A 19236-nucleotide genomic window follows, 5' to 3' on the forward strand; every position below is an offset into this window, starting at 1 on the left:
GGCCGCGGGCCGCTGCCGGCTAGGCGACGATCCGCACGGGCACCGATTTCGCAGCTGGGACATGGCTTTCCTCGGCGTGATGTTCGACCGGGATGAGCACGTTGGCCTCGGGATAATAGGCGCCGAGACAGCCACGGGGAATGGCATAGGGCGTCACGATCAAGTCGGTGCGCCGACGCTTTACGCCGTCGTCGGCGTCGCTTTCCAAGGCAACGGTCTGCCCTGCCCGAAGACCGGCAGCGGCAATATCCTGGCTGTTCATGAACAACACGTCGCGCGTGCCTTTCACGCCTCGAAAGCGATCATGGTAGCCGTAGATCGTGGTGTTGAACTGGTCGTTAGAGCGCAGCGTCATCAGGCGATAGCGGTGCGCGGCATCGGCGAAACCGGTGGCATTCTGCGATGTCGGTGTGAGGAACTCGGCCTTGCCGGTCGATGTCTGCCAGATGCGCTCGGACGCCTTGTTGCCTTTCCAGAAGCCGCCCGGCGTAAACAGCCGCGCGTTATAATCCTTGAAGACATCGGGGTAGGTCTCCTCGATCGCATCGCGGATCAAGCTGTAGTCACTGACCCAAGCATCCCAGTCGATGCGGGGGTTGGGGGGCACGACCTGCGTGGCAATACCGGCGACGATGGCCGGCTCGGACAGCAGGTGCTCGCTGGCGGGTGCGACTTTGCCGCGTGATCCGTGAATGCAACTGGTCGAATCCTCGACCGAAACCGCTTGCGGACCGCTTGCCTGAACGTCGCGCTCGATCCGGCCGAGGCAGGGAAGCAGGTAGGTCGTCTTGCCGGAAAACAGATGGTTGCGGTTGAGCTTCGTCGCGATCTGCACCGACAGGTCGAGACCCGGCCAAGCCGCCTCCATCGCTGCTGTTTCAGGCACGGCGCGAAGAAAGTTGCCGCCAAGCGCGACGAACGCCTTGACCGATCCGTCGATCACCCCCCGGCAACTTTCGACGGTATCCAAGCCCTTTTCGCGTGGAGCGGTGAAACCGTATTGCCGTTCGAGCCGATCTATCGGCACCAGCTCGGTCTTCTCGGTAATGCCGACCGTGCGCTGGCCCTGGACATTGGAGTGCCCGCGTACCGGCATCGGTCCTGCGCCGGGTCTGCCGATGTTCCCGCGCAGCAGCAGCAGGTTGACCAGCATCCGCACGTTATCGACGCCCTTGACATGCTGCGTCAGCCCCATGCCGTAAATTCCCATGACCGCCTTTGCCCGGGCGTAAACGCCCGCAGCCTGCTCGATTGCATGGCGGGGCAGACCGGACTCCTGTTCGACCACCTCCCATGAGGTGGCGCGCACCATTGCGGCGAAGTCTGCAAAGCCGACGGTATGTTGCTTGAGGAAGGCGTGATCGAGCACCTCCGGCTCGCATTTGAGCGCAGCGTCGTCATCCCATTGCAGCAGGAATTTTGCGATGCCGGTCATTGCGGCGATATCGCCACCTGCCTTGAGCTGGTGATACTGAGTCGAGATGTCGGTTTCGCCAAGCGTGGACATTTCGAGCGGATTTTGCGGATCGGTGAAGCGTTCGAGCCCCCGTTCGCGCAAGGGGTTGAAGGTCACGACCTCGACGCCGCGCTTGCGACACGTGCGCAAGTCATGGAGCATGCGCGGCGAGTTCGAGCCGGTGTTCTGGCCGAAGAAGAACAGCGCATCGCAGTGCTCGAAATCGTCCAGCCGGGTCGTCCCGACCGGGACGCCGATCGCCGCTTTCAGACCGACGGAAGTGGATTCGTGACACATGTTCGAACTGTCGGGCAGGTTCTGGTTGCCGTACATCCGGGCCATAAGCCCATACATGTAGGAGGCTTCGAGACTGGTCCGGCCGGACGAATAGAAGACGACCGATTTAGCGTCCATCGCACGCAGCACGGCACCGATATCGCGAAAGGCGTCTTCCCAGGAGACGGCCTCGTACTTGTCGCTATCGGCGTTGTAGCGCAGCGGATGGGTCAGCCGACCGTGCTGTTCGAGATCGTAGTCCCGCCAACCGCGCAGTTCTGACAGCGTGTGCTTCTGGAAGAACGCTGGCGTCGTGCGCAGGCTGGTCAGTTCCCATGCCGTCGCCTTGGCGCCCTCCTCGCAGAACTCTGCCGGGTGCGGATGGGCGGGCTTGGGCCAGGCGCAACTGACGCATGCGAAACCTTCTGCCTTGTTCTGGCGCGGCAACTGGGCAAGTGCTGCGGGTCCGAGCCGCTCGCGCGCGACGATCTCCGCCACGCTGCGGAGCGAACCCCAACCGCCCGCGGGACCCTTGAAGGCCTTTACGCGACCCTTCCCGGCCTTCACGCCGCAGGCCACGGGGATAGCGCGCGGATCACCTCTTGAGCGGCGCGCGCTGGTGGAAGCGGCGGGAGACGAGTGACGCCAGTGCACGTTTCAGGTGAGGCCGAGCCTGTAGACTGAGGGTGGTTCATGCAGGCTGTAACGGCCTGCAGGAGGGTTAGTTTCTGCCCGTCGCCCGGGAACTTCCGGTTGGGCCGCAAATTCTGTTCGAAGCCGTCGTCTTCAGGAGTTCGCGCATGTCCCTGCCCCCACCCGTTCCCTATGCTCCTGACGTCGAGACCTTTCGTGACGATGAGCAGGACACCGTCAAAAAGCTCAACGAAGCTTTCGATGAGATCCTGACCACGACCCAGCAGGACTATGGCCATGCCGTCCGCGCGGTTCATGCCAAACCGCACGCCATCCTGAAGGGCACGTTCTCCGTTTTGTCCGACCTGCCCCCGGAGCTGGCGCAGGGCCTGTTCGCCACGCCGGGCGAACACGGGGCTTACGTGCGCATCTCGACCAATCCGGGCGACGTGCTCGACGACGCGATAGCGCTGCCACGTGGTCTGGCGTTGAAGGTGACCGACGTCGAGGGCGCTCGCCTGCCGGATGCTTCGGGCACAACGCAAGACTTCGTGATGATCAATGGCCCAGTATTCCTTGCGCCGAACGCCAAGAAATTTGCGGGCAATCTCGCCCTTCTCGCCAAGACGACCGACAAGGCTGAAGGTCTGAAAGTGGGGCTATCGAAAGTCCTGCAGGTGGTGAATGGCGCGCTGGGCGCGGTCGGGCTCGACAGTCCCAAGCTTGGTAGCCTGGGCGGGGCACCGCAAGTCGATCCACTTGGCGAAACCTATTTCAGCGCCACGGCTTTCCGGCACGGCAACCACATCGCCAAGTACCGCCTGCGTCCCTTGAGCGATGCGCTGACTGCCCTCACCGGCGAGAAGGTCGACACCAAAGGCCGCCCGAATGCGATCCGCGAGGATGTGCGGAAGGAAATGGCGTCGATCGACGGCGAATGGGCTTTCGAAGCGCAGCTGTGCCGCGATCTGGAAAAGCAGCCTGTCGAGGATCCCACGGTCGAGTGGAAGGAGGACGAGGCGCCGTTCGTTCAGATCGCCACGCTTCGCATCCCGCGTCAGGACAGCTGGAGTGACGACGCGTTGCAAAAGGTCAATGAGGAGATGCGCTTCAGCGTCTGGACCGGACTGGCCGCGCATCAGCCCCTGGGCGATGTCAACCGCGCCCGCCGAGAAACCTACCGCCATTCCGCCGACTTCCGCGCAGCCGCAAACCGTTGCCCAATCCACGAACCCTGAGGGGACGGCATGGCCACCGCTTGAGATATGTGCGCCCGGTTCGTTCGCACATGCCGAACTCCGCGCCATCGTCGATGACGTAGTCCCAACGGCGCGCGATCCCGTGCTGCGTCTGGGCGCGCGCATATTTCGTGTTGTCGCGAACGGCGCGGGCCGAACGGTTCGGAACGGAACTGACCCTGTCCTGCCGCCATTATCGGCGCAGACCCCCAAGGTGGAGAGCTCTCAGTGACCGATGTTTCCCAGCGCGTTCGCGAAGGCGACGCGTCAACCCATGATGACGCGCCCGTAACCGCGTCGAAGACCGCAAAGCCCGACCGGGCCTTGCTCGCCGAAGTGGTGACGATCAATGCTCCGGCGCAGGAGCTTTACGCGTTCTGGCGCGACACGCCCAGACTGGCGGGTGTGCTGGAGAACGTCTTGTCGATCGAGGCGATCGACTCTGTCCGGTCGCGCTGGACGGTGAAGGCACCGGCCGGGCGCGAGGTTTCATGGGAATCGGTGATTACCGACGACCAGCCGGGCAGCAGCATTTCGTGGCAATCGGCCGAAGGCGCAGACGTTGCCAATAGCGGCCGCGTCGAGTTCAAGGATGCCGGTCAGCGCGGCACGATCGTGCGCGCGACAATCGCGTACGAGCCTCCGGGCGGCACCGTCGGCCAGTTCATCGCCAAGTTGTTCCAGCGCGAGCCGCGCATTCAGGCGCGTCGCGACCTCCATCGCTTCAAGCAACTGATCGAGACCGGCGAAGTGGCCACCGGAGCACGCAACCAGCGCATCTTGCGCGAACGCAGCGGAGACTGATCCCATGAAAGCCATCGCCTGGCACGGCAAGCACGACGTCCGCTACGACACCGTGGACGATCCCGAGATACTCAATCCGCGTGACGCAATCATTCGCGTCACATCGACCGCCATCTGCGGCTCAGACCTGCACCTCTACGACGGGTACATCCCGACGATGCAGAAGGGCGACATCCTCGGCCATGAATTCATGGGCGAAGTCGTCGAGACCGGTCCGAAAAGCACGCTCAAGACAGGGCAGCGGGTCGTGGTGCCGTTCACGATTTCCTGCGGCAAGTGCTACCACTGTTCGAAGCACCAGTATTCGGGCTGCGAGAACGGCAATCCGGCAGATAACCAGGACATTTCACGCGAAGGCATGGGCCTGCCGATGGGTGCCGCGTTCGGCTATAGCCACATGACGGGCGGTTATTCCGGCGGTCAGGCTGAATATGTCCGCGTGCCGTTTTCCGATTTCGGCCCGCTGGTGATCCCCGATGACAGCATCGAGGACGACAAGGTGCTTTTCCTGACCGACATTCTGCCGACCGGGTGGATGGCGGCCGAAAACGCGCAGATCGAACCCGGCGACACCGTCGCTGTCTGGGGCTGCGGGCCGGTCGGTCTATTCGCCGTGCAGTCGGCATTTCTGATGGGTGCCGAACGGGTGATCGCCATCGACCACTTCCCGCGTCGGCTCGAAATGGCGCGGCAGTTCGGCGCAGAGACGGTGAACTTCGAGGAAAGCAAGGTCGCCGAGGCGCTGTGGGACATGACCGGCGGGATCGGCCCCGACGCGACGATCGATTGCGTAGGGTTGGAGGCGCATGGTGCCTTTGCCGATAACGTGATCGACCAGATCAAGGTTTCGACGTTCCTTGGCACGGACCGCGCCCACGTGATCCGTCAAGCGATCATGGCTACACGCAAGGGCGGTCGCGTATCTATGCCGGGTGTCTATGCGGGTTTCGTCGACAAGTTTCCGCTCGGCGCATTCATGGAAAAAGGCCTGACGCTCAAGACCGGGCAGACCCACGTGCAACAGTACCTGCGTCCGCTGTATACCGCGATCGCCGAGGGGAAGATCGACTCAACCTTCCTGATCAGCCACCGGATGGCGCTCGAAGAGGGTCCGACCGGCTACCAGAAGTTTCATGATGAGCAGGACAAATACACCAAGATCGTACTGAAACCCGGCACTTCCGCAAAAGCTGCGTGATCTGCGATTGCGAGGTCGGGCGGGTTTCCCGGCCTCGCCAAGCGCAGCCGTCGTCCCATTTTGAATCTTCTCGTGATCACAACGCATGACGATTTAGCTTGCGCCGAAAACGAGCCAAACCTAAGGGCCTGCCGGTGTCGGGGAGTAGCGCAGCCTGGTAGCGCATCTGGTTTGGGACCAGAGGGTCGTAGGTTCGAATCCTATCTCCCCGACCACTCATCTTGCGGTGATACATGAAAAGGGCGGCAACCTTGCGGTGCCGCCCTTTTCGTTGTTGCGTCCGACCGGATCAGGCCGCGACGATTTCTGCCTTGTTGATCGCGCCTGGCTTTGCCGGCGGCTCACCCTTGGGCAGCGCGTCGACGTGTTCCATGCCGCTGACGACCTGGCCCCAGACGGTGTACTGCTTGTCGAGGAAGCGGGCATCGTCGAAGCAGATGAAGAACTGGCTGTTGGCCGAGTTCGGCGCGCTGGTGCGGGCCATCGAGCAAACGCCGCGCACGTGTGGTTCAGCGTTGAATTCAGCCTTGAGATCAGGCTTGTCCGAGCCGCCCATGCCGGTGCCCTGCGGACAGCCGCCCTGCGCCATGAAGCCTGGGATCACGCGGTGGAACTTCACACCGTTGTAGAAGCCTTCACCGACCAGCTCCTTGATCCGATCGACGTGACCGGGGGCAAGATCGGGGCGCAGCTTGATTACGACGTCGCCGGAATCAAGCGAGAGAACGAGATTTTCGTCAGCCATTGTGATGCAGGTCCTTTCAGTTCGGGCAGGGATATAGGGCGTCTGCCGATAAAGTCACGTGTGCCCGTGCTAGGCGGTTGCAATTGACGGTCCAAAGGCTAACCCGCCCCTTATGGAGCGCGACGAGGACCTCATCGAGACGCTTGACCCCGCCGAGGACTTCATCGTTCCGGCGGCCGAACCGTCGCGTCATGCCGAAAGCCTCGACGAGGAAGACAACACCTTGCGTCCGGGCTTCGTGCGCAAGGTCGCCGATGCGTTGGAGCGCGGCGAGCACGAAACGGTCTACAACCTTGTAGAGCCGCTCCACCCCGCCGACATCGCCGATCTGTTCGAGCTGATCGATCAGGAAGACCGCGTGCTGCTCGCGCGCGCCATCAACGACCTGATGGGCGGCGAGGTTTTCGCCGAACTCAACGACCACGTGCGCGAATTGCTGGTCGACGAGCTCGATCCCGACGAGGTTGCCGAACTCGCCGAGCAGATGGAGACGGACGACGCCGTCGCCCTGATCGAGGATCTCGACCACGAAGACCAGCAGGCGGTGCTGGCCGAGATGGAGCCGGAGGATCGCGCGGCGATCGAATCGGCGCTGTCCTATCCAGAGGAAACCGCTGGCCGGTTGATGAGCCGCGACCTGATCGCGGTGCCCGAGGCGATGACCGTGGGCGATCTGATCGATTTCCTACGGCGCAACGACGATCTTCCCACCGAATTCTGGGAAGTGTTCATCGTCGATCCCAAGCATCATCCGCTTGGCACGTGCCAGCTCTCGTGGATCCTGCGCGCGCCGCGTAGCGTGCTGCTGGCCGACGTGATGAAACGCGACCAGACGCTGATTCCTGTGACGATGGATCAGGAGGAAGTCGCGCTGCGCTTCCAGAAGTACGCGCTGATTTCAGCTGCCGTGGTAGACGAAAGCGGGCGGCTGGTCGGGCAGATCACCGTCGACGATATCGTCCACATCATTCAGGAAGAGGCGAGCGAGGACATCCTGCGCCTGTCGGGCGCGGGCGATGGCGACATCAACGAGCCGATCCTGCTGACGGTGCGCACGCGCCTGACCTGGCTGATCGTCAACCTTGGCACGGCGCTGATCGCGGCATCGGTAGTCGGGCTGTTCCAGGGTGCCATCGCGCGGTTCGCGCTGCTGGCGGTGCTGATGCCGATCGTGTCGGGCATGGGCGGCAATGCGGGGACGCAGACGCTGGCGGTCGTGGTGCGCGCGATCGCGACCAACCAGCTGACCAGTTCGAACACCGTGCGCATGATCCTGCGCGAGTTCAGGATCGCGGCCACCAATGGCGCGACTCTGGGGCTGCTGATCGGCTTGGGCACGGGGCTGCTTTTCTCCAACCCGCTGCTGGGCGCGGTGATCGGGTCGGCGATGGTGATCAACAACCTTGTGGCGGGCCTTGCCGGAATACTGGTGCCGGTGACGCTCGACCGGCTGAAGATCGACCCGGCTGTCTCTTCTGCCGTATTCGTGACGATGGCGACCGATGTCATGGGCTTCTTCTCGTTCCTTGGCCTTGCCGTGCTGAGCGGGCTGGCGAGTTAGACCGATGCCGTTGCACATGACCAAGGTTGCTTATGGCGCGCAGTCGCTGGCCGAAATCCGCGCGTGGTTTGCAAGCGGAGGCAGGCGCGGCGATGCTGCCGAGGCGCGGCTGACGACCAAGAACCGGCCCAAGCGCGCCGCCGAAATGATCGGCAGTTCGCTGTTCTGGATCCACAAACACCAGCTTGTCGCGCGATCCGAAATCCTTGGGTTCGAAGAGGCCGAGGGTGGGCGGACGAATATCGTGATTTCGACCAAGCTGGTCGAGGTGTACCCCAGCCCCAAGCGCGCGCATCAGGGCTGGCGCTATCTCGAGGACGCCGACGCGCCGCGCGATCTGGGCGATGGCGAAGCGGGCGAAGTGCTGCCCGCGCAGATCGCCGCGGATCTGGCGAAGCTGGGACTGGTGTAGGCGTTACGCGCTCGACACGAACCGGGCTTCGGGATCATCCAGCCTTTTTCGCCGCCGCATCCATCGCGTCCCATTTTTCCCATGGGATGGCGCGACCGGGATAGGCGACGTTCCTGAACGGCCAGTCGTTGCGCATCCAGCCCTGGACCCACGCGTAAAGCTCGGCGTCGAAGCCTGCGTCGTATTCGGCCTTGGTAACCCACATCTGGACGACGGCGTCATGGCCCGCGATGCCGGGATAGACGTAGACGCAGCCGCGTTCGCGCGTGCCGTCGGGAGAGAGGACGGCATAGGCGAAGGATTTGCGGGACTGGAAGCGGGCCTGTTCGGTCTCCATGTCGCGCATTGCGTCAGCGTCGGTGATGCCGGGGTGCGGCCAGCCGGTGCTGCGGGTGAAGGTCTTCTGGAGGTGTTCGATCGAGGACATGTAGGCGTCGAAATCGACCTTCACGAGCGCGGGACCGAGGGGCACGATGCGGAACTTCGGCGTTTCGACGAGGGTCGGGACCTTGAAGTCTGCAGGGACCGGGGATGCGGATTTCGCGGCAGGTACTTGTGCTTGTGCGGGCAATCCGGCGGCGATGAGCAAAGACAGGGCAAGTGCTGCGGACAGACTCTTGAATTTCATTGCACTGTGCTCTCCGGGAATGTGCCGCCAGTCCGCCTCTTGCGAAATCCGGAACCACGATCAGCTACGAGCGTCGCACCTGCACGTACATACGCCATTCGCGTCAGGGGTTTGCTGGTCATGATAAGAACGCTTTCGAAGCTGCTGTTGGCGCTAACGCTCACGGTGGCGACGGCCTGGGTCGAGCGCACGACGGACGAGCGTACGATGTACGGCCTCGAAGGTCCGGTTGAGGAGAACTGGCAGCCGCGCGAAGTTGCGGGGTGGCCCGCGCCGTTTCTGGCTGACGACCCGGGCACATCGGTGATCCACCAGATCGGGGTCGAGGACGACTTTCGGCCGGGTCCGTTCGTGGCTTCGGGGAGCTTCTGGTTTCTGATCGTGCTGGCGGCGGGGCGGCTTTGGCGGTGGGTGCGTCCTTCGACAAGCTCAGGATGAGCGGTCGGATCGGCGTTTGTCCGCCGCGATAGCGTGATAGGCCCCGGCCTTCGCCGGGGTGACGCGGTTTATAGGTGATGACACCCAGACCTGTCGCCCCGGCGAAGGCCGGGGTCTATTACGGCTGCCGACTATCCGGCGTTTGAAGCCTCGCGCGCCACCACCTTGCGGATCACGTTGGCGTAGGTGTCCGGATCCTGCGCGCCGGGGATCATCAGCTTGCCGTTGACGACCATGGCGGGGACGCCGCTGACGTTCATGTCCCAGGCCTGGCGCTGGCCAGCGGTGACCATGGCGTCGATCCGGGGGGCGATCATTGCGGATAGGGCGGCGATGCGGTCGAGGCCGACCGCCTCGGCGATGTCGGCGAGGACTTCGGGGTCCGAGATGTTGCGGCGCTGCTGGAAGTGGGCGTCAAACAGGGCGCGTTTGAGCGGGACTTGGAGCGCGGGGCCGTGGTCTTGGAGGGTCCACGTCAGCAGGCGATGCGCCAGACGCGTGTTCCACATCATCTGCGGGGGTGCCTCGCCACCACCTGTGTATTCAAAGGAATAGCCCGCGTTGGCGGCGGCCTGCTTCAGCGTTTCGCGCACGCCTGCCATCTGTTCGGCGGAGCGGCCATATTTGCGCTGAATGTGCGCGGCCTGTTCCTCGCCCTCTTCGGCCATGTCGGGGTTGAGTTCGAAGGGGTGGAAGCGGATCGTGGCGGTGACTTCGTCACGCAGTATGACGAGCGCCTTTTCGAGCTGGTTGAGGCCGATCACGCACCACGGGCACATGACGTCGGACCAGATGTCGATCGCGACTTTTGCGGGCGTGCTCACTGTTCCAGCCACCATTTCAGCAAGTGATGTGCGACGGCGAACGGCGGCGGGGCGATGAACGCGCCGTCTTCCGCGCCGGTCATGGCATAGCACACCTCCTCGCGCGTGAACCAGCGGGCATCGTCGAGTTCGGTCTCGTCGATGGTGATCGTCTTGTCGTCGGTATAGGCGTGGCAGCCGATCATCAGCGAGGACGGGAACGGCCATGGCTGGCTGGCGACATACTGGACCGAGCGGGCGGTGATCCCGGCTTCTTCAAGCACCTCGCGCTTGACCGCGCCTTCGAGGCTTTCGCCCGGTTCGACGAAGCCTGCGAGCGCGGAGTAGCGGCGCGGGGGGAAGCGCGGCTGCCGACCGAGCAGCATTTCGCCATCGCATTCGACGGTCATGATCGTGACCGGATCGACGCGGGGAAAGTGTTCGGCATTGCACGCGGTGTTGGTGCAGGAGCGCTGCCAGCCGCCCTTGGCGAGTTTGGTCGCGTGACCGCAGCGCGCGCAGAAGCGGTGGCGGGCGTGCCAATCGACGAGGCTGCGCGCGCCGCCGTAGATCGCAAGATCGGTCGGAGAAAGCATGCCCATCGCGGCCCACAGGCGCGGGTTGGGCGGCGCGACGCTGCCGATCAGGCTGGGTGCGACTTGTGCGAAACAGGGTCGAGAAGCGCTTGGCCCATCGCCCATCAGACCGAGGAAGACGAGTTCGGCTTCAGGGTCGGCGTCGGCCAGCGTGCCCCAGTCGAGGCCGCCGTCGGGCGCGATTTGGGGGTCAATGCCGTCGAGCTTGAGCAGGCGGGCGCGCCAGTTCATCAGATTGCCAAGCGCTTCGGCATCGCCGCGAATGTGATCGGCGCGGTCGAGCCCTACGCTGGCGAAGGCAATTGCGGTTTCCATCAGGCGGCAGCTTTCTTCTGGGTGACATCGGCCAGCACGGCCTGCGCGAATTCGCGGTGCACGGGGTAGGCTTCGGACGGCATGTACTGGGTGTAGAGCCCGGCGCGCAATCCGGCGCGGAAGCTGACGAAGCCTACCGTGCCCGCAGCGCCTGCCCAGCCATAAGTGCCCGCGTCCTCGCCCAGGCCGACAGAGCCGCCCGCGCCGAAGCCGTTGCCCTTGATGAACGAGCGCGACAGGTCTGTGCCCACCGGCAGCAGGTTGCTGGTGCCGAGACGGACGGCGGCTTCCGACATCACCTGCCGACCACCGAACGAGCCGTAGCCGAGCACCATGGCGAGGAAGCGGTCGTAATCGCGGGGAGAGGAGACCAGCCCTGCCCCGCCGAACGGGTATGCTGGCTGGTCGAGATAGACTGAGGTTTTCGCAGGATCGATCGGCAGCAGCATACCGCCTGCCACCGCATAATTGGTGGTGAGGCGCGGTGCTTGCGCCTCGGGCACGCGGAAACCGGTGGACGCCATGCCGAGCGGGTCGAACAGGCGCGTCTTGAGGAACTGGTCGAAGGCCATGCCGCTGGCGATCTCGATCACGCGACCCATTAGGTCGAGGCCGACCGAATAGCTCCAAGTCGTGCCGGGCTCGTAAACCAGCGGCAGCGTGGCCAGAACCTCGGCGAATTCTGCGAGGCTCTTGAGCGGGGTGAATTTCTCGAGGCCCGGCAGCGCCATGCGGCTCGCTTGGCCGGGCACGACGCCCGCCTTGATGTAGGCGTCCTTGATCGGGCCTTGCTGGATGATCGAATAGCCGAGCCCTGCGGTGTGGGTGAGCAGGTGACGGATGGTGATCTGGGTTTTGGCGGGGCGTAAGTCGGTGATCGAGCCATCGGGCGTTGCCTGCGCCTGCATCTTGCCGAACGCGGGGATGAGGTCGGCCAGAGGCTGATCGAGCCGCAGCTTGCCGTCATCGACCAGCATCATCGCGGCCATGCCGGTAACAGGCTTGGTCATCGAATAGATGCGGAACAGGCTATCCATATCGACGGGCGAAGGGTTGCCGCGCGCGAGCGTTCCGCGTGCGATGTCCAATGCGGACGTTCCGATGCCCTGCCCCAGTGTGGCGATCATGCCGGGAAGCTTGCCCGACGAAACGTAGCCATCGACCATCCGCGTGACGACGGGGAAGCGCGCCTCGGCAGCGGCGCTAGCGAAAGCCATGCGCGGCATCAGGGCAGTGCCCGCCAGCGCGCCGAGCGATCCGATCAGTCCGCGCCGGGATATGTTCATCGTATTGGCGTTCATGTGTTTCTTTCGGCTACTGCCAGCCGCCCTGCCTTGGCGAACACGGTCGGCAATCCTGCGGCCTCGATCTGATCAACCGGCCACCATTCTCCCACGGGCAGACTAGTCAATTCGTTCGCCGCGCAAAGCATCAATTGCAATTCGAGATCGAAATGCGTGAAGCTGTGACGGACCACGCCGCCGGGATGCCATTCGCCCGGCAGCGGCACGTCGCCATCACCACGTGCAGACCAGCCGTCATCGGGCAAGGCGCGCATGCCGCCGAGCATGCCCTTTCCCGCGCGCTGGACGAGCAGAACCTTGCCGTCGCGCTCCACCCAGTAGGCGCGGCCTTGGCGGGTGGGCTTGGGCTTCTTGGCGGCCTTGACCGGCAGGCGCTCGGGCGCGCCCTGAGCATAGGCGCGGCAATCGGCGCGCAGCGGGCAGAGCATGCAACGTGGCGAACGCGCCGTACAGATGGTCGCGCCGAGATCCATCATCGCCTGGGCAAAGTCTCCGGCGCGGGAGTCGGGCGTGATGCTGTCGGCAGCGGTGCGGATTGCGGGGCGCGCGGCGGGCAGTGGCTGCTTGATCGCGAACAGGCGCGCGACGACGCGTTCGACATTGGCGTCGACGACGACCGCGCGGCGTTCGAAGGCAATCGCTGCCACGGCGGCGGCGGTGTAGGCGCCGAGGCCCGGCAGCGTGCGCAGGGCGTCCTCGGTATCGGGGAAGCTGCCGCCCATCGCAGCCACGGCGCGGGCGCAGGCGAGCAGGTTGCGGGCGCGGGCGTAGTAGCCAAGGCCTGCCCATGCGGCCATGACATCGGCATCATCGGCTGCCGCGAGGTCGGTGACGGTCGGCCAGCGCGTGGTGAACTTGGTGAAGTAGGGAGCGACTGCGGCAGTCGTGGTCTGCTGCAGCATGACTTCGGACAGCCAGACGCGGTAGGGGTCTGGCGCGGTCTCTCCCGGAGGAGAGCGCCATGGCAGGCGGCGCGCGTTGGCATCGTACCAGTCGAGCAGTTTGCCCGCGATCTGCGTATCTTGCGAATTAGGGGTGGGTTGCGCACTGGCCTGCATCGCGCGGCTATGGCATGGCGGCGGGCAAGATGGAAAGCACCCCTTCGGACCCGGCCAAGAAGAAGCCCAAGGCTGCGGCCAAGCCTGCTGCGGGCAAGCCTTACGCCGGAAAACCGTACGAACGCCCGCGCGGCGGCGAGGCGCGGCAGATCGCCGACCTGATGCCCGCGATCGGGCGCACCGCGTTCCGCCGCTTCGGCTTCGTGCAATCGAGCGTGGTGACGCGCTGGCCCGAGATCGTGGGCGAGCGCCATGCGCGCAACTGCATGCCCGAATCGATCCGCTTTGCACCCGGCGAAAAGGCCGAAGGCATCCTGCAACTGGTGGTGACGCCGGCCCATGCGACGATGATTCAGCACGTGACGCCCGAGATCATCGACCGGGTGAACCGCTTCTTCGGCTATCGCGCGGTGGCGCGGGTCAAGATCCGGCAAGGCGTGGTTCAGGCGCCCAAAACCAAGGATGCGCCACGCACCGCGCCGCCTTCGCTCAAGCCGATACCGATCGAACTGGGCGATTCACTGCGCGATATCGGCGATCCGGAATTACGCACGGTGCTGGAAAGTCTCGCGCGCAGTCTGGATCAGGTAGCCAAGGGGAAGGTTTCGTGAAGAAGACGATTGCGACATTGGCGCTGGCTTTTGGCGCGCTGGTGACTCTGACGGGGGCGCAGAAGCCCGCCAAGCCGGTGCAACGCGCCAACTGGGTTGCGGCTGGATCGGTGACGCCCGAGGGCTATCACGTGCTGGGCAATCCGGCGGCGGAATTGCGGCTGGTCGAGTTCGTCAGCTATACCTGCCCGCACTGTTCGCACTTCGAAACGCAGTCCGAAGCGCAGCTGAAGATCGGCATGGTCGCGCCGGGCAAGGGCGCGATCGAAGTGCGCAATTTCGTGCGCGATCCGATCGACATGACGGTGGCGCTGCTGACCAATTGCGTGCCCGCCAACCGCTTCTTCCCGCTGCACACCGCGTTCATGCGCAGCCAGTCGACATGGATCGCGACGGCGACCAATTCGACCGAGGCGCAGCGCCAACGCTGGTCCACCGGACCACTTGCGGCACGGACGCGGGCGATTGCGAGCGACTTCAAGTTCTATGACTTCATGGCCGCGCGCGGGATGACGCGCACCACGATGGACCGGTGCCTGGCAAATGAGGCGCTCGCCAAGAAGCTGGCGGCGCAGACCGAAGAGGCGCAGGAAAAGTACTTCGTGACCGGCACACCGAGCTTCATGATCGACGGCGCGCTGCTGGCCGGGACGCACGACTGGGCGGGCCTGAAGCCACAGTTGGAAGCGCGGTTTAAGTAGCAGGCAGGCCCACCCCCGACCCCTCCCGCAAGCGGGAGGGGGGAAGAAGAGGCGGTTAATTCCCCCTCCCGCCTGCGGGAAGGGAAGAAGGGGCGTTTAATTCCCCCCTCCCGCCTGCGGGAGGGGCTGGGGGTGGGGCAGCGCTGATCTACCATCACGCACCCCCTTCAATCATACGCGATGATCGGCTAGCGTTGCGCGACTTCCAGCAACGGGACATCTCATGACGATCAAATATGCGCGCGCCCTGCTTCTTGCAGCCCTGCCACTGACGCTTGGCCTGGCGGCTTGCGACAAGAAGGGCGATGCGGCGACGGGCGATGTTTCGAGTTCCGAACCGATCGCCAAGATTGCCGCGCCTGCCGGGCAAAGCTGGACAGAAACGTTCGCGGTCACGCCCGAAGGCGGTTACCGGATGGGCAACCCGAATGCGCCGATCAAGCTGATCGAATTCGGCGCGCTGTCGTGCTCGCACTGTGCGGAATTCTCGGAAAAAGGCTTTCCCAAGCTGCGCGACGAATACATCGCATCGGGCCGGGTCAGCTATGAACTGCGTCTGTTCCTGTTGAACGCGCTCGACATGCCGGCAGTGCTGCTGGCGACCTGCGGCGCGCCCGAGGCGGTAATCCCGCTGTCGGAGCAGTTCTGGGGCTTCCAGCGACAAATGTTTGCCAACCTGCAGAAAGACGAGGCCGCGTTCCAGCAGGTTTCGAACCTGCCGGTCGACAAGCGCTTTGCCGGAATCGCGCAGCTTGGCGGGATGACCGAATTCTTCGCCTCGCGCGGCATCGCGGCGGCGCAAGGGTCGTCGTGCCTTGCCGATACTGCCAAGGCGACCAAGCTTGCCACGACGAACGAGCAGTGGAGCAAGGAATTCGACATCACCGGCACGCCGACGTTCTTCCTGAACGGCAGCAAGACCGGGGTGGCCGACTGGTCCGCGCTTGAGCCACTGATCCAGAAGGCCGGCGCGCGCTAGGGGCGGCGCCGGAGTTCGGGGGGACAGGGCGGTGCAGATCAGGCGATTGAAGCTTTCGGGCTTCAAGAGCTTTGTCGAGCCCGCCGAACTGCGCATCGAACCCGGGCTGACCGGGGTTGTCGGCCCCAACGGCTGCGGCAAGTCCAACCTGCTCGAAGCGATCCGCTGGGTCATGGGCGAAAGCTCGGCCAAGTCGATGCGCGGTGCAGGGATGGAAGACGTGATCTTTGCCGGGACCGCGACGCGCCCTTCGCGCGGGTTCGCCGAAGTGATGCTGACCGCCGATACCGATCCTGACGGGCCGTTCGGCGGGGAGCTTGAGGTCGTCCGCCGGATCGAGCGGGGCGCGGGGTCGGCCTACCGCGTCAACGGGCGCGATGTGCGGGCCAAGGACGTATCGCTGGTCTTCGCCGATGCCGCAACCGGGGCGCACAGCCCGGCGCTGGTCAGCCAGGGGCGGATCGCGGCGGTGATCGCGGCCAAACCTGCCGAGCGGCGGATGATGCTCGAGGAAGCGGCGGGAATCGCGGGGCTGCACGTCCGCCGCCGCGATGCCGAGCAGAAGCTGCGTGCGACCGAGACGAATCTGGCGCGGCTCGAAGACCTGATGTCCGGGCTTGAAGGCCAGATCGCCACGCTGCGGCGACAGGCGCGCGCGGCCGAACGCTACAAGGCGGTCAGCGAGAAGATCCGCCTGGCCGAGGCGCGGCTGGTGTTTGCGCGCTGGCGCGATGCGGCTGCGGCAGCAGATGCGGCGCGGGCCGAGGCGAAGGCTGCGGATGAACGTGTGCTGGTCGCGCAAGGCTTGGCCAAGGCGGCGCAGGACGCACAGCACAAGGCGGCGGCGGCGCTGGCCGAGGCGCGCGACGAACTGTTCGACCGGCGGCAGGATTCGGCGGCGCATGGGCAGCGCATGGCGTCGCTCAGCGCGCAGCTTGAGGCAGCCGAGCAGCGCGTCGCGGACATCGAGCGACAGCTTGCGCGGATCGAGGCGGATCGTAGCAGCGCGGACCGGCTGACCGAGGATGCGGCAGCAGCGATGACGCGGATCGAGGCGGATCTCGTGGCAGCCGAAGCGGCGGTCACGGCGCAGGCGGAGCGTCGTCCAGTGCTGACAGCGGCGATGGACGATGCCGACCGGGCAGCGCGTGCCGCGGAAGTGGCGCTGGCGCAACGGGTGGCCGAGCAGGCCGGGATCGACGCCGAGTGGCGCGTAGCCGAGGCTGCGGTAGCGGCTGCGCGGACACAGTTGGCGCGGCTCGATGGCGATGCGGCGCGGCTCGTTGCGCAGGCGGATGCCCTGCAGCGCGAGCCCGACCCGGGTGCGCAGATCGCCGAGGCGGAAGCGCGGCGGGCGGAAGCTGCGGCTGCTTTGGCGGCGGCGGAAACCGAACGCGCTGGACTGCTGACGCAGCGCGACGCGCTTTCGGTGCAACGCGATGCGGCGGGCAATGCGTTGGCGCAGGCGCGCGCGGAACTGGCCGGGATCGAGCGCGAGGCCGACGCCCTCGCACGTGACAAGGCTGCGCGCGAAAAGGCGGCGGCGGCCAAGGGACGCGGTGCTTCGGCGCTTGCCGGTTCACGGGCGGCACCTGGCTATGAGCGCGCGCTGGCGGCGGTGCTCGGGCGCGATGCAGCAGCGCCGGTGGGGCCTGCGCCGAGTGGAGCCGAGGGGCGGTTTTGGACCGGGGCGGAGGCACCTGCCGCGCTGGCGGATGCGCTGGCGCACCACGTGCCGCAATGCCCGCCCGAGCTTGCCGCGCGGCTGGCGCTGGTGCGGGTGGCAGATAGCGACGATGGGCGCGCGCTGGCTCCGGGCGAGTGGCTGGTGACCAAGGCCGGGCATTTGCGCCGCTGGGACGGGTTCGTCGCGCGGGGCGAAGGCGCGGCGGAGGCAGCCGCGCTGGAGGCGGAAAATCGGCTCGCGGGGCTTGCGGCGCTATTGCCCGAGCGGCGCGCGGCGGTGGCTGATGCAGAGACGGCATCGATGGCGGCGCGCAACGCACTGGGCGAGGTTCAGGCGCGGCTTGGTGGGGTCGAGAAGGCGATCTCTGCGGTATCAGATACCGAACGTTCGGCGTTGCGGGCGCTCGATGCTGCCGAAGCGGCGCAGGCGCGGATGGCGCAGCGCAAGGCGGAACTGGCGCGGGCGCAGGGTGAACTCGCTGACCGGCGCGAAAGTGCCGCTGGCGAACTGGTGGCGGCAGAAGGGCGGCGTGATGCCCTGCCCGATCCGGCGGCGGGGCGCACGGCACTGGAGTCGGCACGCGTGCGCAACGATGAGGCGCGACGTGGGTTGCAGGCGGCGAGCGCGGGAATCGCGTCACTCGAGCAGGAGATCGCGGTCGGCAAGGAGCGGCTGGCAGGGCTGAAGGGCGACGCGCGTGCCTGGACTGCGCGCGCCGGGGACGCAGCCAAGCGGCTCGCGGAAATGACCGGGCGGCGTGAGGAACTTGAGCAGGAGCGCGCGGTACTGGCGGCCAAACCTGCCGGGCTCATCCGCGAGATCGAACAGGGCGAGGCGATCCGCAACCGGCTGGCGGGCGAGCTTGCGGCGGCTGAGACCGCGCTGGCGCTGGCGGATGCTGGCGCGAAGGGCGCTGACAGCACGCTTGCGGCGGCGAACGAGGCGCTGGCGACCGCGCGCGAGGGCCGCGCAGGTGCCTCGGCGCGGGCCGAAAACGAGGATGCGCGACGGCAAGAGATGGCAGGGATTTCAGGTGAGCGGTTCCAGTGCCCTCCCCCGCTGTTACCCGCGCGGTTCGAGTTCGATTCAGCAACGGTGGCGTCGGCGGGAGACGAAAGCGCGGCGATGGACCGGCTGGTGGCTGAGCGCGAGCGGATCGGGCCGGTCAATCTGGTCGCGGCTGCCGAACTTGCCGAAGCCGAAGAGCGCCACGGGACGAGCGTTGCCGAACAGGCCGAACTGACCGAAGCGGTGCATCGACTGCGCGGGTCGATCGGCAACCTCAACCGCGAGGGTCGCGAACGGCTGCGCGCGGCTTTCGAGGCGGTGGACGGCCATTTCCGGCGGCTGTTCGCGCGGCTATTCGGCGGGGGGGAGGCGCATCTGGCGCTGATCGACAGCGACGACCCGCTTGAGGCAGGCCTCGAAATCTTCGCACAACCGCCGGGCAAGCGGCTGCAATCATTGACGTTGCTGTCAGGCGGCGAACAGGCGCTGACCGCCGTCGCGTTGATCTTCGCGCTGTTCCTGACCAACCCCGCACCGATCTGCGTGCTCGACGAAGTCGACGCGCCGCTGGACGATGCCAATATCGAACGCTTCTGCGACCTGCTCGACGCGATGGTCGCCGAGACCAGCACGCGCTACCTGATCGTCACGCACAACGCCGTGACCATGAGCCGTATGCACCGCCTGTTCGGCGTGACGATGGTGGAACAGGGCGTTTCAAGACTGGTCAGCGTGGATCTGGGCGGGGCGGTGGAGTTGCTTGAGGCGGCGGGTTGAGGCTTCGC

General features: G+C 65.5%; 17 protein-coding genes and 1 tRNA gene. 11 read left to right on the forward strand and 7 right to left on the reverse strand.

The genetic code is table 11. From position 1 onward, the window contains the following. Positions 1-19: 19 nt before the first annotated feature. Positions 20-2299, reverse strand: a complete 2280-nt coding sequence (locus GGQ88_RS01895; RefSeq protein WP_183611320.1) for an FdhF/YdeP family oxidoreductase — start codon at positions 2297-2299, stop codon at positions 20-22. 233 nt (positions 2300-2532) lie between these two features. Here GGQ88_RS01895 and GGQ88_RS01900 point away from each other — a divergent pair, with 233 nt between their 5' ends. The 4 genes from GGQ88_RS01900 to GGQ88_RS01915 all read left to right on the forward strand — a co-directional run bounded on the left by GGQ88_RS01900 (position 2533) and on the right by GGQ88_RS01915 (position 5820). Beyond that, positions 2533-3603: a catalase family protein gene (locus GGQ88_RS01900; RefSeq protein ID WP_183611321.1), complete on the forward strand. Its 1071-nt coding sequence runs from the start codon at positions 2533-2535 to the stop codon at positions 3601-3603. A 228-nt stretch (positions 3604-3831) separates the two neighbouring features. Then, a complete protein-coding gene (locus tag GGQ88_RS01905; protein WP_183611322.1) occupies positions 3832-4407 on the forward strand; it encodes an SRPBCC family protein in 576 nt (191 codons plus the stop codon). Positions 4408-4411: 4 nt separating this feature from the next. Then, a complete protein-coding gene (locus GGQ88_RS01910) occupies positions 4412-5605 on the forward strand; it encodes a zinc-dependent alcohol dehydrogenase (RefSeq protein WP_183611323.1) in 1194 nt (397 codons plus the stop codon). A 138-nt stretch (positions 5606-5743) separates the two neighbouring features. Then, positions 5744-5820, forward strand: a tRNA-Pro gene (locus GGQ88_RS01915). A 74-nt stretch (positions 5821-5894) separates the two neighbouring features. Here the strand turns inward: GGQ88_RS01915 and GGQ88_RS01920 are convergent. Beyond that, positions 5895-6350: a peptidylprolyl isomerase gene (locus GGQ88_RS01920; RefSeq protein ID WP_183611324.1), complete on the reverse strand. Its 456-nt coding sequence runs from the start codon at positions 6348-6350 to the stop codon at positions 5895-5897. Positions 6351-6462: 112 nt separating this feature from the next. On the opposite strand from GGQ88_RS01920, the gene mgtE reads away from it, so the two are divergent. Both mgtE and GGQ88_RS01930 read left to right on the forward strand, forming a co-directional pair. After that, on the forward strand, positions 6463-7911 hold the full coding sequence (gene mgtE, locus GGQ88_RS01925; RefSeq protein ID WP_183611325.1) for a magnesium transporter: 1449 nt from the start codon (positions 6463-6465) through the stop codon (positions 7909-7911). A gap of 4 nt (positions 7912-7915) precedes the next feature. Continuing rightward, complete coding sequence (locus GGQ88_RS01930; protein WP_183611326.1) at positions 7916-8323, forward strand: DUF1489 family protein; 408 nt, start codon at positions 7916-7918, stop codon at positions 8321-8323. 34 nt (positions 8324-8357) lie between these two features. Here GGQ88_RS01930 and GGQ88_RS01935 read toward each other — a convergent pair whose 3' ends face one another. After that, positions 8358-8951, reverse strand: a complete 594-nt coding sequence (locus tag GGQ88_RS01935; protein ID WP_183611327.1) for a twin-arginine translocation pathway signal protein — start codon at positions 8949-8951, stop codon at positions 8358-8360. Between the two features lie 120 nt (positions 8952-9071). On the opposite strand from GGQ88_RS01935, the gene GGQ88_RS01940 reads away from it, so the two are divergent. Beyond that, complete coding sequence (locus GGQ88_RS01940; RefSeq protein WP_183611328.1) at positions 9072-9389, forward strand: hypothetical protein; 318 nt, start codon at positions 9072-9074, stop codon at positions 9387-9389. A 131-nt stretch (positions 9390-9520) separates the two neighbouring features. Here GGQ88_RS01940 and GGQ88_RS01945 read toward each other — a convergent pair whose 3' ends face one another. Genes GGQ88_RS01945 through mutY form a run of 4 tightly spaced genes read right to left on the reverse strand, consistent with a single transcriptional unit; the run spans position 9521 to position 13465 of the window. Beyond that, on the reverse strand, positions 9521-10213 hold the full coding sequence (locus tag GGQ88_RS01945; protein WP_343057050.1) for a DsbA family oxidoreductase: 693 nt from the start codon (positions 10211-10213) through the stop codon (positions 9521-9523). Further along, complete coding sequence (gene nudC, locus GGQ88_RS01950) at positions 10210-11103, reverse strand: NAD(+) diphosphatase (RefSeq protein ID WP_183611330.1); 894 nt, start codon at positions 11101-11103, stop codon at positions 10210-10212. The genes GGQ88_RS01945 and nudC overlap by 4 nt, the downstream gene beginning before the upstream one ends. Beyond that, entirely contained in the window at positions 11103-12404 is a 1302-nt protein-coding gene (locus tag GGQ88_RS01955; protein WP_183611331.1) for a serine hydrolase domain-containing protein, read from the reverse strand. The genes nudC and GGQ88_RS01955 overlap by 1 nt, the downstream gene beginning before the upstream one ends. Then, positions 12401-13465 carry an A/G-specific adenine glycosylase gene (gene mutY, locus GGQ88_RS01960; protein ID WP_183611332.1) on the reverse strand — a complete coding sequence of 355 codons (1065 nt, stop codon included), beginning with the start codon at positions 13463-13465 and terminating at the stop codon, positions 12401-12403. Before mutY ends, GGQ88_RS01955 begins: the two co-directional genes overlap by 4 nt. Positions 13466-13479: 14 nt before the next feature. Here mutY and GGQ88_RS01965 point away from each other — a divergent pair, with 14 nt between their 5' ends. The 4 genes from GGQ88_RS01965 (at position 13480) to smc (ending at position 19228) form a co-directional block, all read left to right on the forward strand. Beyond that, the gene (locus GGQ88_RS01965; protein ID WP_246385398.1) at positions 13480-14076 is read left to right on the forward strand and encodes a DUF721 domain-containing protein; all 597 of its coding nucleotides are present in this window, start codon (positions 13480-13482) and stop codon (positions 14074-14076) included. After that, entirely contained in the window at positions 14073-14777 is a 705-nt protein-coding gene (locus GGQ88_RS01970) for a thioredoxin domain-containing protein (RefSeq protein ID WP_183611333.1), read from the forward strand. Before GGQ88_RS01965 ends, GGQ88_RS01970 begins: the two co-directional genes overlap by 4 nt. A 223-nt stretch (positions 14778-15000) precedes the next feature. Beyond that, positions 15001-15756 (forward strand): thioredoxin domain-containing protein, encoded by a 756-nt coding sequence (locus GGQ88_RS01975; RefSeq protein ID WP_183611334.1) that lies wholly within the window; start codon positions 15001-15003, stop codon positions 15754-15756. A 31-nt stretch (positions 15757-15787) separates the two neighbouring features. After that, on the forward strand, positions 15788-19228 hold the full coding sequence (smc, locus tag GGQ88_RS01980; protein WP_183611335.1) for a chromosome segregation protein SMC: 3441 nt from the start codon (positions 15788-15790) through the stop codon (positions 19226-19228). Positions 19229-19236: the final 8 nt, after the last annotated feature.

The organism is Novosphingobium hassiacum (genome assembly GCF_014196055.1).
Taxonomy (GTDB): Bacteria; Pseudomonadota; Alphaproteobacteria; order Sphingomonadales; family Sphingomonadaceae; genus Novosphingobium; species Novosphingobium hassiacum.

What these genes read in the sequence shown, in the direction of transcription:
- GGQ88_RS01900 (WP_183611321.1), top strand. Translation starts at nt 2,533, where the DNA reads ATGTCCCTGCCCCCACCCGTTCCCTATGCTCCTGACGTCGAGACCTTT.
- GGQ88_RS01910 (WP_183611323.1), top strand. Translation starts at nt 4,412, where the DNA reads ATGAAAGCCATCGCCTGGCACGGCAAGCACGACGTCCGCTACGACACC.
- GGQ88_RS01920 (WP_183611324.1), bottom strand. Translation starts at nt 6,350, where the DNA reads ATGGCTGACGAAAATCTCGTTCTCTCGCTTGATTCCGGCGACGTCGTA.
- mgtE (WP_183611325.1), top strand. Translation starts at nt 6,463, where the DNA reads ATGGAGCGCGACGAGGACCTCATCGAGACGCTTGACCCCGCCGAGGAC.
- GGQ88_RS01930 (WP_183611326.1), top strand. Translation starts at nt 7,916, where the DNA reads ATGCCGTTGCACATGACCAAGGTTGCTTATGGCGCGCAGTCGCTGGCC.
- GGQ88_RS01935 (WP_183611327.1), bottom strand. Translation starts at nt 8,951, where the DNA reads ATGAAATTCAAGAGTCTGTCCGCAGCACTTGCCCTGTCTTTGCTCATC.
- GGQ88_RS01940 (WP_183611328.1), top strand. Translation starts at nt 9,072, where the DNA reads ATGATAAGAACGCTTTCGAAGCTGCTGTTGGCGCTAACGCTCACGGTG.
- nudC (WP_183611330.1), bottom strand. Translation starts at nt 11,103, where the DNA reads ATGGAAACCGCAATTGCCTTCGCCAGCGTAGGGCTCGACCGCGCCGAT.
- GGQ88_RS01955 (WP_183611331.1), bottom strand. Translation starts at nt 12,404, where the DNA reads ATGAACGCCAATACGATGAACATATCCCGGCGCGGACTGATCGGATCG.
- mutY (WP_183611332.1), bottom strand. Translation starts at nt 13,465, where the DNA reads ATGCAGGCCAGTGCGCAACCCACCCCTAATTCGCAAGATACGCAGATC.
- GGQ88_RS01965 (WP_246385398.1), top strand. Translation starts at nt 13,480, where the DNA reads ATGGCGGCGGGCAAGATGGAAAGCACCCCTTCGGACCCGGCCAAGAAG.
- GGQ88_RS01975 (WP_183611334.1), top strand. Translation starts at nt 15,001, where the DNA reads ATGACGATCAAATATGCGCGCGCCCTGCTTCTTGCAGCCCTGCCACTG.